Annotated in this window: 14 protein-coding genes; 11 read left to right on the top strand and 3 right to left on the bottom strand. The window is 66.1% G+C overall.

The genetic code is table 11. From position 1 onward, the window contains the following. Positions 1 to 82 precede the first annotated feature (82 nt). Positions 83 to 2,551 carry a TonB-dependent receptor plug domain-containing protein gene (locus ACZ1I2_RS12005; protein ID WP_465177084.1) on the top strand — a complete coding sequence of 823 codons (2,469 nt, stop codon included), beginning with the start codon at positions 83 to 85 and terminating at the stop codon, positions 2,549 to 2,551. 33 nt (positions 2,552 to 2,584) lie between these two features. Here the strand turns inward: ACZ1I2_RS12005 and ACZ1I2_RS12000 are convergent, their stop codons facing one another. Further along, a complete protein-coding gene (locus ACZ1I2_RS12000) occupies positions 2,585 to 3,445 on the bottom strand; it encodes a metal-dependent hydrolase (RefSeq protein WP_465169469.1) in 861 nt (286 codons plus the stop codon). A 67-nt stretch (positions 3,446 to 3,512) separates the two neighbouring features. On the opposite strand from ACZ1I2_RS12000, the gene ACZ1I2_RS11995 reads away from it, so the two are divergent. The 5 genes from ACZ1I2_RS11995 (at position 3,513) to ACZ1I2_RS11975 (ending at position 8,321) form a co-directional block, all read left to right on the top strand. After that, entirely contained in the window at positions 3,513 to 4,097 is a 585-nt protein-coding gene (locus ACZ1I2_RS11995) for a TetR/AcrR family transcriptional regulator (protein ID WP_465169470.1), read from the top strand. 47 nt (positions 4,098 to 4,144) lie between these two features. After that, complete coding sequence (gene obgE, locus ACZ1I2_RS11990) at positions 4,145 to 5,191, top strand: GTPase ObgE (protein WP_465169471.1); 1,047 nt, start codon at positions 4,145 to 4,147, stop codon at positions 5,189 to 5,191. A 69-nt stretch (positions 5,192 to 5,260) separates the two neighbouring features. Beyond that, complete coding sequence (locus ACZ1I2_RS11985; RefSeq protein WP_465177085.1) at positions 5,261 to 6,130, top strand: hypothetical protein; 870 nt, start codon at positions 5,261 to 5,263, stop codon at positions 6,128 to 6,130. A 45-nt stretch (positions 6,131 to 6,175) separates the two neighbouring features. Then, the gene (gene proB, locus ACZ1I2_RS11980; RefSeq protein WP_465177086.1) at positions 6,176 to 7,306 is read left to right on the top strand and encodes a glutamate 5-kinase; all 1,131 of its coding nucleotides are present in this window, start codon (positions 6,176 to 6,178) and stop codon (positions 7,304 to 7,306) included. A gap of 115 nt (positions 7,307 to 7,421) precedes the next feature. After that, on the top strand, positions 7,422 to 8,321 hold the full coding sequence (locus ACZ1I2_RS11975) for an NAD-dependent epimerase/dehydratase family protein (RefSeq protein ID WP_465177087.1): 900 nt from the start codon (positions 7,422 to 7,424) through the stop codon (positions 8,319 to 8,321). Here the strand turns inward: ACZ1I2_RS11975 and ACZ1I2_RS11970 are convergent, their stop codons facing one another. Further along, entirely contained in the window at positions 8,322 to 8,783 is a 462-nt protein-coding gene (locus ACZ1I2_RS11970; RefSeq protein WP_465177088.1) for a Pycsar system effector family protein, read from the bottom strand. A 248-nt stretch (positions 8,784 to 9,031) separates the two neighbouring features. Here ACZ1I2_RS11970 and ACZ1I2_RS11965 point away from each other — a divergent pair, with 248 nt between their 5' ends. From ACZ1I2_RS11965 to lptG, 5 genes are all read left to right on the top strand, one after another. Continuing rightward, positions 9,032 to 9,274 carry an acyl carrier protein gene (locus ACZ1I2_RS11965; protein WP_465169476.1) on the top strand — a complete coding sequence of 81 codons (243 nt, stop codon included), beginning with the start codon at positions 9,032 to 9,034 and terminating at the stop codon, positions 9,272 to 9,274. Between the two features lie 4 nt (positions 9,275 to 9,278). Then, positions 9,279 to 10,541 (top strand): serine palmitoyltransferase, encoded by a 1,263-nt coding sequence (spt, locus tag ACZ1I2_RS11960; RefSeq protein WP_465169477.1) that lies wholly within the window; start codon positions 9,279 to 9,281, stop codon positions 10,539 to 10,541. A 54-nt stretch (positions 10,542 to 10,595) separates the two neighbouring features. Continuing rightward, positions 10,596 to 12,536: an ATP-binding protein gene (locus ACZ1I2_RS11955; RefSeq protein WP_465177089.1), complete on the top strand. Its 1,941-nt coding sequence runs from the start codon at positions 10,596 to 10,598 to the stop codon at positions 12,534 to 12,536. Between the two features lie 93 nt (positions 12,537 to 12,629). Continuing rightward, the gene (gene lptF, locus ACZ1I2_RS11950; RefSeq protein ID WP_465169479.1) at positions 12,630 to 13,841 is read left to right on the top strand and encodes an LPS export ABC transporter permease LptF; all 1,212 of its coding nucleotides are present in this window, start codon (positions 12,630 to 12,632) and stop codon (positions 13,839 to 13,841) included. Then, a complete protein-coding gene (lptG, locus tag ACZ1I2_RS11945) occupies positions 13,838 to 14,935 on the top strand; it encodes an LPS export ABC transporter permease LptG (protein ID WP_465169480.1) in 1,098 nt (365 codons plus the stop codon). The genes lptF and lptG overlap by 4 nt, the downstream gene beginning before the upstream one ends. A gap of 366 nt (positions 14,936 to 15,301) precedes the next feature. Here lptG and ACZ1I2_RS11940 read toward each other — a convergent pair whose 3' ends face one another. Beyond that, positions 15,302 to 16,408 carry a fatty acid desaturase family protein gene (locus tag ACZ1I2_RS11940; protein ID WP_465169481.1) on the bottom strand — a complete coding sequence of 369 codons (1,107 nt, stop codon included), beginning with the start codon at positions 16,406 to 16,408 and terminating at the stop codon, positions 15,302 to 15,304. Positions 16,409 to 16,494 lie beyond the last annotated feature (86 nt).

Raw genomic sequence — 16,494 nt, 5'->3', positions numbered from 1 at the left:
AGGATTATGGTAACCCGCTGATCCGTGGCGCAACCTTTGGCCAGATTACGGATCGGGAAACAAAATAAAGGGGTTTCCATCCATGACGTCGCGATCCGCTCTGGCCCTGGCCGTATCCGCCATTGCTCTCACCCATGGCTCGATGGCCGCCGCGCAGGAGGTATCCGCACCCGCCGACTCGGCTGACGCCGCCGCACCGGTCGACCAGGGCGATATCGTCGTCACCGGCACCCGCACTGCCGGCCGCTCGCGCTTCGACAGCGCCTCGCCTGTCGATGTGCTGACCAACGCGACGCTGCAGCGCCAGGGCACGACCGAACTCGGCGCCGCGCTCTCGGCGGTCGTGCCCTCGATCGACTTTCCGCGCTCGTCCGCCGTGGACGGCACCGATTCGATCCGCCCCGCCACCTTGCGCGGGCTCTCACCCGACCAGACGCTGGTGCTGATCAACGGCGTGCGTGCGCATACCTCGGCGCTGCTCAACACCAATGGCTCGGTGGGTCGCGGCTCCGCGGCGGTCGATCTCAACACCATTCCCTCGGTGGCGCTCGACCGGATCGAAGTGCTGCGTGACGGTGCCGCCGCACAATATGGCTCCGACGCGATCGCCGGCGTGGTCAATCTCCGCCTGCGGGAAGCGCGCAGCGGCGGCGGCGCGACCGTGACCTATGGCCAGTATATCACGGACGTGCAGACCGCGCGGGGGCAGCGCAACGAGCATGACGGGGAGACCGTCACCGTTTCCGGATGGCAGGGCCTCGCCCTGGGGCCGCAGGGGTTCCTCACGCTCTCCGCCGAATATCTGAACCGCAACGCCACCAGCCGCGGCGATTTCGACCCGCGCAAGAGCCCGATCCGGGTGCGCTCGCGCTTCGGCGACCCCGAAGTCGAGCAGTACAGCATCTATGCCAATGCCGGCTATGGCCTGGGCGATAGCGGCTGGGAGCTTTACGGATTCGGCGGCTATCAGCACCGCGACAGCACCAGCGCGGCCACCCCGCGCATCAATGGCGGCACCGACAATAATCTCAGCGCGGCGGCCCTCGCCGCCCTTTATCCCGACGGTTTCACGCCGCTGATCAACGTCAAGTCGGAGGATGTGACGCTCACCGAAGGCCTGCGCGGCGAGATCTCCGGCTGGAAGGTCGACCTGAACCTGTCCTACGGCCGGAACAAGCTGACATTCTACACCCGCAATTCGGGCAACGCGACGTACGGCGCCAATTCCGCGCGGGAATTCTATGACGGGCAACTGATCTACGATCAGATCGTCGGCGGCCTCGATATCTCCAAGGAGTTGCCGCTGGGCGACGGCACGATCAACATTGCCGGCGGCGGCGAGGTTCGTCGCGAGGGTTTCAAGATCGGCGCGGGCGAACCGGCATCCTATGACCGCAATCCGAGCCTGCCGACCCCGGCGCCGACCACGCTCGGCTCCGGCGCCCAGGGCTTTCCCGGCTTCCAGCCGTCGAACCGGGTCGATGCCCACCGGTCCAACGTCTCCGGCTATCTCGATATCGAGGCACACCCGGTCCAGCAGCTGACGATCGGCGCGGCCGTTCGCGGTGAGAGCTATTCGGATTTCGGCGAGACGGTGAACGGCAAGGTCAGCGCGCGCTACGAGTTCGCGCCCTGGATTGCGATCCGCGGTACTGCCTCCACCGGCTTCCGCGCGCCCTCGCTGCAGCAGCAATATTTCACCTCGACCGCCTCGGTGCTGAGCAACGGCAACATCGTGGAGACGGGTCTGTTCCCGTCGATCAGCCCCGTCGGCTCCGCTCTCGGCGGCAAGCCGCTGCGTCCGGAAAAGGCGACGAACTTCTCGGCCGGTCTGGTCGTCCGTTCGGGGGGGTTCGACCTGTCGGTCGACGCCTATCAGATCAAGGTGCGCGATCAGATCGCGCTGTCGGAGAATCTCAGCGGCGCGGTGGTCGTGTCGCTGCTCCAGCCCTATGGCGTCACCGCCGGCCGCTTCTTCCTCAACGGCATCCGCTCGACCACCAAGGGCATCGACGTGGTCGCCCATTACCGCGTGAAGACCGATGGCATCGGAACGTTCGATCTGACGGCCGCCGGCAATTTCAACGACATCAAGATCACGCGCGCCCCCGCGCCGGCGACGATCACCAGCGGCGCGACCAGCGTCACGCTGCCGATCTTCAGCCGCCAGCGCATCATCTCGTTCGAGCAGGGTACGCCGCGCACCAAGGTCGTCGGCACGGTCGACTGGTCGCTCGACGATCTCGGCGTCACCGCACGCGGATCCTATTATGGTGACGTGACCCAGCCGAGCAGCACCGGCTTTGCCGAGGACGACATCCATACCGGCCGCCACGCGGTGTTCGATCTGGAGGCGCGCTATCAGGTGATCCGCAACGTCAATCTGGCGGTGGGCGCGAACAATCTGTTCGACACCTATCCCGACTATGTGAAGCTCGCTTCGTCGCGGGGAACGGCACTCAACAGCACCGGCCTGGTCGGCTTCCCCTACTACTCGCCGTTCGGCTTCAACGGGCGCTATCTCTACGCGCGGCTCGGCGTAACCTGGTAAGAAGACGGAGGGCCGGTTCGCCGGCCCTCCCCTTCAGGCCGCGACCGTCTCGCGCGGCAGCACCGCCGCTTCATACTCGCTCTCGTACATGCCGATCAGCTTGCGATCGTCATGGTTCCACGGATGGAAGCTCGGCAGAAAGAAAGCGAGCCATTGCCCCGCGATCTTGCGCGCCATGCCGGGCCGGCCGAACGCGTACCAGAACATCTTCGCCCACACCTTGGGACCTGTCAGCCCGTCCTGCGCGAGCAGGTCGAGCATGCCGCGCGTCCGTCCGCGCGTGAAATTGGCGGTGACGCGAAGCATCACCAGCGCCTTCACCTTGAAGCGCTGCCATTCGCTCCAGTTCCGCGTCGCATGCAGCCAGGTGTCATAGGCGACGCCCTTGTGCTCGATCTCCTCGGCGGCATGCCAGCGCCACAGATTGGCGAATTCCTCCTCGCCGCCGGCGAGATGGCGCGGATTGGCGAGCAGTTCGTGCGCGATGATCGCGGTGAAATGCTCGAGCACCATCGTCGCGGTCAGATTGGCGATCGGCGGGCGCCCCTTGGTCAGGTCGAGCCCCTTCTGCACCCGCGCCTCCAGCCCGGCGATGTCATAACCCTGGTCGACGACATGGCGGTTGAACGCGACATGCTCGCGCGTATGCATCACTTCCTGCTTGATGAACGCCTGGATCTCGCCCGACAGCTTGGGCGGCGTGCCGTCGCGAAACGCGCGGACGCTCTCCACGAAAAAGGCCTCGCCGCGCGGAAACGTCACCGACAGCGCGTTGTAGAAGGCCGTGGCATAAGGGTCGTTGTTGAGCCACCAGCGCCCCATCCGCGTCTCGCGGCCGAAGCGGCGATCGCGTGGCGTGATCGTCAGGTCACCGGGAGTGGTTGCTTTCGCCACGAAAACCTCCGAACAGGGTAGGGAAATGGGTCGCTTACAAGATTGTCAATAGGCTTTACTTACACTAGTGTCAATAATTCGCAAACGCCTTAGCCCGGAAGAATCACGCGATGCCGCGATCGAGGCGGCACGCGCGCTGCTGGTCGAGGAAGGGCCGCAGGCGGTGACGCTCAAGGCGGTCGCGGCGCGGATCGGGCGGACCCATGCCAATCTGCTCCATCATTTCGGCTCGGCCGGGGATCTGCAACGCGCGCTGATCAAGCATCTCGCCGACAAGATCACCGCACAGATCGGCGCCGCGGCAAAGCGCGCGCGCGAGACCGACCAGAATCCGCGCGAAGTGGTCGACATGACCTTCGACGCCTTCGCCCGTGGCGCGGGCGCGATGGCGAGCTGGATGATCCTGACCGGCAACCAGAATGCGCTCGATCCGATCCTCGAGGCGATCCACAACCTCGTCGAGGAATTGTCCGAGGACCATGAGGCCAGCCGCATGACGATCCATGAGGAAACGCTCCAGCTGGTGCTGACCGCGCTGGGCGACGCGCTACTCGGCGGTCCGATGGCGAAGGCGCTCGGCCTGCCCCGGGAAAAGGCGCGCGAGCTCGCCACCAATGCGCTGATGGCGTCGCACAAGAGCGAAAACGCCTGATCCACGCCCGTACTGGATAAAATTACGATTTCCGCTAGAGAGCGGCCATGCATTTTCTTGACCAAGCAAAGATCTTCGTCCGCTCGGGCGCGGGCGGCCCCGGCGCCGTCGCCTTCCGGCGTGAGAAGTTCATCGAATATGGCGGCCCGAACGGCGGCAATGGCGGCAAGGGCGGCGACATCATCTTCGAGGCGGTCGCCGGTCTCAATACGCTGATCGACTTCCGCTACACCCAGCATTTCCGGGCACCGCGCGGCCATGGCGGCTCCGGCCAGAACATGACCGGGGCTGGCGGCGAGGATCTGGTGATCAAGGTCCCCGTCGGCACCCAGATCCTGTCCGAGGACAAGGAGGAAGTGCTCGCCGACTTCACCGTGGCGGGCCAGCGCGAGGTGTTCCTGCGCGGCGGCGATGGCGGGCGCGGCAATGCCAGCTACAAGACCTCGACCAATCGCACCCCGCGCCAGCACGGCACCGGCTGGCCCTCGGAAGAGGCCTGGGTCTGGCTGCGGCTGAAGCTGCTCGCCGATGCCGGGCTGGTCGGCCTGCCCAATGCCGGCAAATCGACCTTCATCAATGCCGTCACCAATGCCAAGGCCAAGGTCGGCGATTATCCCTTCACCACCGTCCGGCCGCAGCTCGGCGTAGTCAGCCGCCACAATCGCGAGTTCGTCGTGGCCGACATCCCCGGCCTGATCGAAGGCGCGGCGGACGGCGCCGGCATCGGTGACCGCTTCCTCGGCCATATCGAGCGCTGCAAGGTGCTGCTCCATCTCGTCGACGCGACCGAGGAGGATCCGGTCGGCAATTATCGCATCGTGCGCGGCGAGCTCGACGCCTATGGCGCCGGCCTGATCGACAAGCCCCAGGTGATCGGCCTCAACAAGGTCGATGCGATCGAGCCCGCCGATGCCAAGAAGCTGATCACCAAGCTCAAGCGCGCCAGCAAGGCGGACGTCCTGCCCATGTCGGGCGCGGGCGGCGAAGGGCTGGAAGCAGTGCTCGACCGGCTACTCGAAGCGATCGGCCCGGCCGAAACGGCGCCGGTGCGCGACGACGGGGCGGAAGATACGATCGAATGGTCACCGCTGTGAAGCATATCCGCGCGATCACGCCGTAGCGATTCGGGGCCGTCGCCCTGGAAACCGAACGGAGATGTGGACATGGCGCTTTTCGATCTGATCCGGAAACTGTTCGGCCGCGCGCCCGCTCCATCGCAGCCGGCACTCGTCGCTACCGAAGCGCCTGCTACACCTGAAGCGATTGCCGACCCCATAGCCGTCGACCCCGAAATGGCCGTGGAACCCGAGCCGGTCGAGCTCGACACGGTCCAGCGCTCGGCAGCGCGGCGGGACGCGTTCTGGGCAACGGTCGGCACCGTCGAGAGCGACGTCCTCACGCATCTCGTCAGCCCGGGCCTGATGGGCGGCCCCGCCTGGCCGACCACCCGCCAGGCTTACCGCGTGATCCGCCGGGCGAACGGATCGATCCTGATCGCGACCGACGGCTTGTCCGATCCGTTCGACGACGCGGGTGACCGGGGCGGCGATACCAACGGCTTCAACCTGGAGTTGTTCGTGGAAAGCGCCGACCTGCCCGCCGACCTCGCCGGCACGCCAGGCGACATATCCCCGCTCGCGCGGAGCTGGATGCTCGAGCTGCTTCAGAATGTCGCCGGCACGGTGGCCGGCGCCGGCGGGATCGAGCGGCAGCTCGAAAGCTATGGTGTGTTGTCGATGGAGGTGCCCGGTGTCTCCTCGTCCCACGCGATCGGAAACCAGCTGCCCGAGGATTTCGTCACCGCGGACGATGCGATCGGCATTCTCATCGGCGGCCCCGCTCCCGATTTCGCCACGCTGATCGAGGACATGCCCTTGTCGCCCGTGCGCATCGTGCCGGTCGTGCTGCTCACTGCCGCCGAGCTGGGCGAAATCCGCGCCGGCGACGAAGAGACGCGCGACGCGATCGTGGCGCGGCTCGCCGCTACGCCGACCGGGCATCGCAGCGATATCGGGCGCCCGTCGATCGTGTGACGTGCCGGTGGATTGCGGGCGCAACCGTCGCTAAGCGCTTGAGCGATGACCAGCGCCCCGCTCTCCTTCTCCCCGGCCAGATGCCCCCGCCTGATCGTCAAGGTCGGCTCGGCGCTGCTGGTCGCGCCTGACGGCACGGTGCGACGCGAGTGGCTGTCCAGCCTCGTCGCCGACATCGCCGCGCGCGCAAAGGCCGGCCAGGAGATCGCCGTGGTCTCCTCCGGCGCCATCGCGCTCGGCGCGCGCCGGTTGAAGCTGCCCAAGGGCGGGCGCGCTAGCCTGGAGGACGCGCAGGCTGCCGCCGCGACCGGCCAGATCGCGCTGAGCCAGGTCTGGGCGGAACTGCTCGGCGCCGAGGGGCTGACCGCGGCGCAGATCCTCATCACGCTCGACGATCTCGAGGATCGCCGCCGCTATCTCAACGCCGCCGCCACGCTCAGCCGGCTGCTCGCGCTGGGCGTGGTGCCGGTGATCAACGAGAATGACAGCGTCGCGACCGAGGAAATCCGCTTCGGCGACAATGACCGGCTCGCTGCCCGGGTCGGCCAGGCGGCGGGCGCGCAGGGCGTGATCCTGCTGTCCGACGTCGATGGCCTGTACGATTCCAACCCGACCACCAATCCAGACGCGATCATGATCAACCGGGTCGAGCGGATCGACGCCAGGATCGAGGCGATGGCCGATCGCGGTTCCGGCTCGGGCATGGGGTCGGGCGGCATGGTGTCGAAAATCGCCGCCGCCCGCATCGCCACCGCCGCGGGCGCGCATCTCGCCATCGTCTCCGGCCACCAGACCAGCCCGCTCGCGACCTTCGCGCAGACCGGCCGCGGCACCGTGTTCGTCGCCGAAAAGACCGCGCCCGCGCGGAAGGCCTGGCTGGCGGGCGGCCTGACCGCCAAGGGCGAAATCCATATCGATGCCGGCGCGATGAAGGCACTGCTCGGCGGCAAGAGCCTGCTCGCCGCCGGCGCGGTGCGGATCGAGGGCACATTCCGGCGCGGCGACCTCGTCGCGATCTGCGGGCCGGACGGAAAGCCCATCGCGCGCGGGCTCGCCGAATATGACGCGCCCGATGCGGGCAAGATCATCGGCCGCCGCAGCGACGCGCTCGCCGCCATCCTCGGCTACGCGCCCCGCGCCGCGCTGGTCCACCGCAACCATATGGCGCTGTTGTGAGGAATCTCTCCCCTCACCCCGTTCGGGCCGAGCTTGTCGAGGCCCTGCTCTTTCTTCGGGCCAGAAAGTACAGCCCTTCGACAAGCTCAGGGCGAACGGTTGGGGAGATTACCTCATGCTAGCCATTACCGGCGGCACCGGATTCGTCGGCAGGAAGCTGATCGAGCTGGCGGTAGAGGCCGGGCACGAAGTCCGCGCCCTCACCCGCCGCCCGCAGCCCGACATGCCGCGCGTCACCTGGGTCTCCGGCGCGCTCGACACGGGCATGGCGCTGACCAGCCTGGTGCGCGGCGCCGACGCAGTGATTCATGTCGCGGGCGTGGTGAATGCGCCTGACCGCGACGGCTTTGCCGCCGGCAATATCGCCGGCACCCAGGCCGTGGTCGATGCCGCGACCGGCGCTGGCGCTCGCCGCTTCATCCACGTGTCTTCCCTCGCCGCCCGCGAGCCCTCTCTGTCCGCCTATGGCTGGTCGAAAGCCGGCGCCGAGCATGTCGTCGAGGCCTCCTCGCTCGACTGGACCATCGTCCGCCCCACCGCGATCTACGGCCCGGGCGACATGGAAATGCGCGACATGTTCCGCCTGGCGAAGCGCGGCCTAGCGCTGCTGCCGCCGCCAGGCAGGATTTCGGTGATCGAAGTCGGCGATTTCGCCCGCCTGCTGCTCGCCTTGGTCGCGACCGATCCGGGCCGCGTGATCCTCGAGGCCGATGACGGCGTCGAGGGCGGCTGGACTCACGACGCGTTCGCCCGCGCGATCGGCGCGGCGGTCGGCCAGCGTGTTCTGCCCCTTGCGCTGCCCAAGGCCCTGCTGTCGCTCGCGGCCAAGGGCGACGGGCTGTTCCGCGGCCCGAAGGCGAAGCTCACCGCCGATCGGGTCGGCTATCTCTCGCACCCCGACTGGACGATCGACCCCGCGCGCCGCCCCGCCCCTTCGCTCTGGCAGCCCGAAGTACCGACGCCGCGCGGCCTTGCCGCCACTGCCGCCTGGTACCGCGCGAACGGCCTGCTCTGATCAGACGAACTGGGCGACGAACATCACCGCCGACGCGACCAGGCCGGTCAGGAATATCTTGTACGCCCATTCCAGCCGGCGATATTTCTTCCGCTGCATCACCTGGCCGTTGCTGTAGAGGTCCGCCGCGACGGTACGCAGCATGCTTTCCTCGTCGGCCATCGCGTCCACGATCCGGTCGACGAACTCATCCTCCGGCAACCGGGTGAAGGATCCGAAGAACAGCAGGTTGACCGGGCCGTCCGCCGGTGCCCTGGTCTTCGGGATGATCGCGAGCACCGTCAGCACCGCGCTGACAAAGGCGAAGCTGCCCAGCACCAGCAGCGGAAGCGGCGGCAGCGTACCGTGGCTCTGGTTGATCGTGATGGTGAAGATCACGAAGCTCGCGCCCATCAGGATGCTCGCCTTCTGGTCCGCCATCGCGCTCAGCTGGACATGAATCGCCTGGGCGGTGCGGACCATATGGACCGCATTGGGCGCGAAACGACGGGGCGGCCGGGTTTCCATGGCGGGAGAGTGCCACGCCCTCCCCCGATTTGCCAATCGCCCCCAAAAAGGGGTCAGAGTGACTTATGAGCACCGATTCGACCCGGCACTCGACCGCGAGCGAACTGCCCCGGTGGCATCGCCGTTCGGGGCTGCTATAGGATCGTCAGAAAGCCGCCGCATTTTCTTGGCAGGGCTTGGCTCCACTCTTCGAAGGACATGTCTTGACTGACCGCGCACACGTTTTCGACACCGTCACCGGGCTGATCGAACCCTTCAACAAAAAGGGTGTCGCACTCTCCGACGCGACCACCTTCCAGGGCGATCTGGAGTGGGACAGCCTGACGGTGATGGATTTCGTCGCGGCGATCGAGGACGAATTCGATATCATCATAACGATGAACATGCAGGCCGAGATCGAGACGGTCGGGCAGCTCGTCGATGCGGTGATGAAGCTGAAAGCCTGACCCGATGACCGATTCCGCCCAGACTGCCGACGCACCGCCGATCGACCCGCCCGTCATCGCGCCCGAGCGCGACCTGTTCACCAAATACGACCCGCTGATCGCTGAGCGCCAGGCGCTGCTCGACACCGGCGTGCGCGATCCGTTCGCGATCGTGATGGACGAAGTGAAGTCGCCGACCGTCGCGGTGATCAAGGGCAAGGAGACGATCCTGCTCGGCACCTATAATTATATGGGCATGACGTTCGATCCCGACGTCATCCAGGCCGGCAAGGACGCGCTCGACCAGTACGGCTCGGGCACCAACGGCAGCCGCGTGTTCAACGGCACCTTTCGCGACCATGCCGATGTCGAGGCGGCGCTGCGCGAATTCTACGGCACCACCGGTGCGATCGTCTTCTCGACCGGCTATCAGGCCAATCTCGGCATGATCTCCGCGCTCGCCGGCAAGGGGGAGTATATCATCCTCGACGCCGACAGCCACGCCTCGATCTATGACGGCTGCGCCATGGGCAATGCCGAGGTCGTGCGCTTCCGCCACAATTCGGTCGAGGATCTCGACAAGCGCCTCGGCCGCCTGCCCCCGGAACCGGGCAAGCTGGTCGTGCTCGAAGGCGTCTATTCGATGATGGGCGATATCGCCCCGCTGAAGGAAATGGTCGCCGTCTCCAAGAAGCACGGCGCCATGGTGCTGGTCGACGAAGCGCATTCGATGGGCTTTTTCGGCCCCAATGGCCGCGGCGTCTATGAGGACCAGGGGCTCGAGGACCAGGTCGATTTCGTCGTCGGCACCTTCTCCAAGTCGGTCGGCACCGTCGGCGGCTTCTGCGTCTCGAACCATCCGAAGTTCGAGATCATGCGCTTCGTCAGCCGCCCCTATATCTTCACTGCCTCGCTCCCGCCCTCGGTCGTCGCGACTGCCGCAACCTCGATCCGCAAGCTGATGCACGCCCATAACAAGCGCGCGCATCTGTGGGAGAACAGCAAGCGGCTGCACGGCGGCCTGACCGAAATGGGCTTCAGGCTCGGCACCGCCACGCCGGAATCGGCGATCGTCGCGGTGATCCTGGAGGATCAGACCCAGGCAGTCGCGATGTGGCAGGCGCTGCTTGAAGGCGGCCTCTATGTGAACATGGCGCGCCCGCCGGCGACGCCGGCCGGTACCTATCTGCTGCGTTGCTCGGTCTGCGCCGAACATAGCGCCGAACAGATCGAAACGATCATCGAGATGTTCAGGTCCGCGGGACAGGCCACCGGCGCGATAAGCTGAGCCGAAAATGCGGCGGCTTTTCAGGAGTCGCGCTTGCGGGTAGAATCGCGGCCAATGAGCGGGAACGAAGGCGACGCCGTGGCTCCCGAGGAGCCTGGAGGCGCCTGGCGGGTCATCATGCTTGTCGTGATGGGGCTGCTGGGCGCGTTGGTGCTTGTCGCCCTGATGCTGACGCTCAATGATGCCAATGGCCAGCGCGACCGGGCGCTGCGCCTGCAGACTCACAGCTTCGAAGTGATGATTCTGGCGCGCACGCTGTCCGGTACCATCTCAGGGGCGGAAGCGTCGCTCGGCCGCTACGTCATCAGCGGCGACAAGTCGCTCGGCCGCCGCTTTTACGACGAGTGGCGCGTCGCGGGCGGGCAGATCGCCAAGCTGGATCGGGTGACCGGCGACAACCCCGACCAGCAGAAGCTGACTGATGGTCTGCAGCAGGCGTACAAGGTGCGCGGCCGGGAATTGGCGCTGATCGCGCTCAGCACCAATTATCACAAGAACGACCAGGCGCTGGCGCGCTATTACCAGGCACGCGAGGCGGCCTCGCTGGGCCAGATCAACAGCCTGCTCGATCAGATCATCGACCGCGAGCGCACCGTACTGGACGCGCGCACGGGCGAGGCGTTGCGTTCGGTCGCCCAATCGACTCGCGTCGCCCGGGTGCTCGGCGGGTTCGGCATCCTCATCGTGCTCGGCGCGATCGTGCTGGGCTGGATGACGGTGCGCGCGCTGGGCGAACGCGCCATCGCCAATGCGGAAGCAGAGACGGAACGCGAACGCGCGGAGGATCTGGAGGAGGCGGTCGCCAAGGCGACGGCCCAATTGCTCGAAAAGGAAGCGCGGCTCCGCCAGGTCCAGAAGATGGAGGCGGTCGGCCAGCTTACCGGCGGCATCGCTCATGATTTCAACAATATGCTTGCGGTCGTTCTTGGCGGACTCGAACTGGCGCGCCGCAATGTCGCCGATGCCGCCCAGGTCCGGCGCCATATCGACAATGCCATGGAAGGCGCCAACCGCGCCGCCGCGCTGACCCGGCGCCTGCTTGCCTTCTCGCGCGAGGAAGCGCTGAAAGTCGAACCGATCGAGCCTGGCCCGCTCGTCGCAGGCATGTCCGACCTGCTCGACCGGACGCTCGGCGACGCCATCACCGTGACCACTTGCGACGCCGGCGATGGCTGGCAGATTCGGGCCGACCGCTACCAGCTCGAAAATGTCCTGCTGAACCTGGCGGTCAATGCGCGCGACGCCATGGAGGGCCGGGGCCGGCTGACCATCACCACCGCCCGCACCGTGCTCGCCGCCGAGCAGGTCGGCACCTGCCCGGCCGGCGACTATGTGACGATCGCGGTGACCGATTCCGGCTGCGGCATGTCGCCCGAGGTGCTGGAGCGGGTTTTCGAGCCCTTCTTCACCACCAAGCCCGTCGGCAAGGGCACCGGCCTCGGCCTCAGCCAGATCTTCGCCTTTGTCCGCCAGGCCGATGGAGAGATCGGCATCGCGTCCGAACCCGGCCAGGGCACGACCGTCACGCTCTATCTGCCGCGCCATATCGGCGCCGCCATCGTCGAGGCGCAGCGCGAGGAGCTGGTCGATGTCGCGGCGGCGGCATCGCTGGACATTTTGGTCGTCGAGGACGACCCGCGCGTGCTCGGCGCGACCATGGCCGCGCTGACCGAATTGGGCCACCGTCCGCTCGCCTGCGACGATCCCCTGCTCGCGCGGGCCCTGCTCGACCGGATGAGCAGCATCGACCTGATCGTCACTGATGTGCTGATGCCGACGCAGACCGGCCCCGAACTGATCGCGTCGCTGGCCGACGATTATGCCCATGTCGCGGTCCTCTACGTCACCGGCTTTGCCGGCGAGGCGAGCGAAGCGGCGTTTGGCGGCCAGCATGTGCTGCGCAAGCCGTTCACCATCTCCGGGCTCGAGCGCGCGATCGCCGCGGCGGTGGCCGCGCCGCGCGGCATCGAATCCACCAGTATCGCCGCAGAGTGATTTGGTAGCTGACGCCGCGCCCCTCCCCCGATATAGCCGCCCGACCGGGCGTGTTTACCCTGCCCTCTCGCAAAGGCCGTCGCCGCTAGCTCCATGAAGTCCATTGACCGCTACATGGCCCGGCTGATCGCGGTGCCGCTGTTTTCGACCCTCATCATCTCCGCGATGCTGCTGGTACTCGATCGCATGCTGAAGCTCTTCGATTTCGTCGCTACCGAAGGCGGACCGGTCGCCGTCGTGTGGAAGATGCTGGCCAATCTCCTGCCGGAATATCTGGGGCTCGGCATTCCGATCGGCCTGATGCTCGGCATCCTGCTCGCCTTTCGCAAGCTTGCCACCACCTCAGAACTCGACGTGCTCCGCGCCGTGGGCATGAGCTATACCCGCCTCTTGCGGGTGCCTTTCATGTACACGATCGGGCTTGCCATCGTGAATTTGGCGATCGTCGGCTTCGTTCAGCCGGATGCGCGCTACGCCTATGAGAAGCTGCGCTTCGAGCTGCGCACCGGCGCCCTGGGGGCGTCGATCAAGGTCGGCGAATTCACGCATTTCGGCGACAAGATGACGATCCGCATCGAGCAGAGCCGCGAACAGGGTCGCAAGCTGTCGGGCATCTTCGTGCACATGGTCGACAAGAAGGGCGGCGACTATGCGGTGACGGCGGATCACGGGCAGTTCTTCGCGACGGACAATCCCGACGAGATCGTCTTCCGCCTGACCAACGGTACGCTGGTGCGCAATGAACCGGGCGTGGCGACACCGCGCGTGCTCACCTTCAGCCTTCACGACCTGCCGATCGCGCTGCCGAAATATGAGAATTTCCGTAATCGGGAGGGCAGGAACGAGCTGACCCTGCCCGAGCTGGCGCGGATCGGCGGCAATCGTGCCGCGCCCGAGGAATTGCGCGACACCAGCCGTGCCGCCTTCCATTTCCGCGTGGTGGAAGTGGCGACGATGTTCCTGCTACCGCTTCTGGCGCTGTCGCTTGGCGTGCCGCCCAAGAGATCGACGTCCGCGCTGGGCGTCTTCCTGTCGATCGTGATGCTCGTCACCTATCACAAGGTGAACGAATATGCCCGGGACGTTGGCGGGATGGGCAAGGTCGACCCGCTGATTGCCCTGTGGGGACCCTTCATCATCTTCGCGGCGCTGATTTTCTGGATGTACTATACCATCGCCTATGTGCCCGGCGGTCAGCCGATCGGCGCGCTCGAACGCGTCTTCTCCAAGGCCGGCAAGCTGGTCGGTCGCTGGCTGCCCGGCGCCAGACCCAAGACTCAAGAGGAAGAGGCGGCTACGACATGATCGCGTTGCAGCTTTTCCCGTCGCGCACTGTGTCGCTTTACATGGGCCGCATGTTCCTGGTGCGCACCTTCGCGATCCTCGCCGCCCTGGTGCTCGTGCTTCAGTCGCTTGATCTGCTCAGTGAATCGGGACGGATCCTCGCCTATGCCGGCAATGGCGATGCGGAGATCTGGCGCTATGTCAGCCTGCGCACGCCGGAGATCATCGCGCGCTTCCTGCCCTTCTCGGTGCTGCTCGGCACGATCATCACCCTCACGACGCTGAACCAGAACAGCGAGATCGTCGCGCTCAAGGCATCGGGCCTGTCGGCGCATCAGGTGCTGGCGCCGCTGATCGTCGCCAGCCTGGGCGTGGCCCTCATTTCCTTCACCTTCAACGACCGAATCGTCGCCCGAGCGACGGGCACGCTCGATCAGTGGCAGAAGGCGGAATATGCACCCGTGCCGATTGACCGCGGCGACCGCTCGAACGTCTGGGTGCGTGACGGCGACGATCTTATCGAGGTCGGTCAGATCCGTGGGCGGGGCAACGCGGCCACGCTTGCCAACATCACTTTATATGATCGCCAGGGCGGCAACCTGATCGGCATCATCAGCGCCCCGACCGGCAAGCGCGCTGGCGACGCCTGGCAGATCGACTCCGCGAGCCGTTTCGACGTGAAGAGCGGCAAGAAGACGGCGCTTGGCACGATCACCGTCGCAAAAGGGGTGCGCCCCGATCAGTTCACCTTGTCGACGGTCGATCCCGACGGACTATCGTTCAGCGCGCTGAGTTCGGCGATCTCCGATCTGTCCGATGCCGGGCGTCCGACCAAGGCGCTCGAGGGTTCGTTGTGGCACAAGCTTTCCGGGCCATTGTCCTCAGTGCTGATGCCGCTGCTCGGCGCGGTGGCGGCTTTCGGCCTCGCGCGGTCGGGCAAGCTGTTCCTCCGTGCCGTCATCGGCATGATGCTCGGCTTCACCTATTTCGTGGCCGACAATTTCGCGCTCGCGATGGGCAATCTGGGCGCCTACCCGCCCTTTCTCGCCGCCTGGGCGCCGTTTCTGCTGTTCTTCCTGATCGGCGAAGCAGTGCTGGTGCGCACCGAGGAGTAACCGCACGGGTCGATCGAAGCGGTCGATATCGCGCCCTCGATTCAATGTGCCGGCTTCTTATGGCAGATCGTCGTCGCGCGTGGCGCTTCCCGTCGCACCGCCCGGCTCTTTCTCAGTTTCGGCAACGACACAGTCACCCTGTTATCACGCACCCCCTGTTACGGGCTCGCGTGTTCCCTGTTCCGCGATAACAGGGAAGATGCGATTAAGGTATTATTTTAGAAAGATAAAACTGCCGTTTTTTGACCTGAATCGTGGCAAAAAACGAAAAAATAAAAATAACAGGGAAGAACAGGGGCGGAACAGGGAGCGCGGACCGGCGGCAGGCGGGACATCAGTGTTCGCGCAGAGGGGCGCGCTCAGAGGTCAGGCCGGGCGGCGGCCCATCGTGCTGCGCACCAGCCGATCGACCAGGCCCGGCAGGCCCGGATAGCTTGCCTTGTGATAGGGCGACTGCTCGCCCAGGGCGGCGGAAAGGCGGCGGTGCGCCTCGGCCAGCCCGTGATAGGGAACACCGGGCAGCAGATGGTGAAGCGCATGATAGCGCAGGCCCACCGGCGCCCACAGCACCGGCAGCAGCGCCGGCGGCGGCACGTTCACGGTATCGAGATACTGCGCCGTGACGGTCATCGCCTCCCCTTCATTCTCCCACAGATGCGCGACCAGCGTGCGCACCTGGTTGAGGATCGCCACGCCGGACGTGATCCCGAGGAAGGTCAGCAAGGCGCGCACCGGAATGATCCCCGTCGCGGTCAGGGTGAGCAGCGTGATCGCCCACACGCTCGTGGCCGCCTCCATCCGGCGCCAATGAGTCTTGAACGCGCCCTCGGGCGGGCGGCGGCGGAAGGACGGGTTGATCGACAAGCTCGAATAGCGCTCGTCGAGCATGGCCCGCATCTTCGGGAAGAACAGGGCGATCGGGGCAAGCACCGCGAAGCGCAACAACAGCGCGACCGGCGCGAGCAGCGAGGTGACGACGAACAGCGGCAGCGTCCAGGGCTTCATCAGCGCGAGCGGCAGATATTCGGGATCTTCCGACGTGCCGTAGCGCGTGCGCGCATGGTGGAGGTTGTGCACGCCTTCATACATGAAGGACGGCACCATCATCGGGATGCCCGCGATCAGGTTCCAGCCCAGCCGGAAGCCGGGCAGCGCCGAATGCTTGATATGGGTGATTTCGTGGATGAAGCTGTCGGCGCGGTACAGAGCGAGAATCGCCACGGCGCCCGCGACGATCGCCCAGCCCGTCGAGGGTGCCAGGATCGTGGCCGCGAGCGCCGCATAGCCAAGCACCGCGGACAGGATCAGGTCGGTCCAGTAGATGGCGGGCTTCGGCGCGTTGAGGTCGCGGGTCAGTTCGGCGGCGGCGCGCAGCATCGCCTTGTCGTCGGCGATGCGCTCCCGCGGCGCGCGCAGGACGGTGCTGGAGCCCGACACGGTCTCGCGCGGATCGAAGGCAAGCGATGTGTTCATGGTTCGCGGCATTGCACAAAGATAGTGGCTATATGGTGGCAGCAACAGGGTATGTCGTTGCCCCTGCGCCCGCGCGCTTGACAGGA

The sequence above is a fragment of the Sphingomonas sp. BL-S-29 genome (genome assembly GCF_055521495.1).
Note: the sequence above shows the minus strand (reverse complement) of the source record. Positions and strands in the feature narration are given on the sequence as shown.

Excerpts from the sequence above, each read along its gene's own strand:
- ACZ1I2_RS12005 (WP_465177084.1), top strand. The coding sequence starts at position 83 with ATGACGTCGCGATCCGCTCTGGCCCTGGCCGTATCCGCCATTGCTCTC.
- obgE (WP_465169471.1), top strand. The coding sequence starts at position 4,145 with ATGCATTTTCTTGACCAAGCAAAGATCTTCGTCCGCTCGGGCGCGGGC.
- ACZ1I2_RS11985 (WP_465177085.1), top strand. The coding sequence starts at position 5,261 with ATGGCGCTTTTCGATCTGATCCGGAAACTGTTCGGCCGCGCGCCCGCT.
- proB (WP_465177086.1), top strand. The coding sequence starts at position 6,176 with ATGACCAGCGCCCCGCTCTCCTTCTCCCCGGCCAGATGCCCCCGCCTG.
- ACZ1I2_RS11975 (WP_465177087.1), top strand. The coding sequence starts at position 7,422 with ATGCTAGCCATTACCGGCGGCACCGGATTCGTCGGCAGGAAGCTGATC.
- ACZ1I2_RS11970 (WP_465177088.1), bottom strand. The coding sequence starts at position 8,783 with ATGGTCCGCACCGCCCAGGCGATTCATGTCCAGCTGAGCGCGATGGCG.
- spt (WP_465169477.1), top strand. The coding sequence starts at position 9,279 with ATGACCGATTCCGCCCAGACTGCCGACGCACCGCCGATCGACCCGCCC.
- ACZ1I2_RS11955 (WP_465177089.1), top strand. The coding sequence starts at position 10,596 with ATGAGCGGGAACGAAGGCGACGCCGTGGCTCCCGAGGAGCCTGGAGGC.
- lptF (WP_465169479.1), top strand. The coding sequence starts at position 12,630 with ATGAAGTCCATTGACCGCTACATGGCCCGGCTGATCGCGGTGCCGCTG.
- lptG (WP_465169480.1), top strand. The coding sequence starts at position 13,838 with ATGATCGCGTTGCAGCTTTTCCCGTCGCGCACTGTGTCGCTTTACATG.
- ACZ1I2_RS11940 (WP_465169481.1), bottom strand. The coding sequence starts at position 16,408 with ATGAACACATCGCTTGCCTTCGATCCGCGCGAGACCGTGTCGGGCTCC.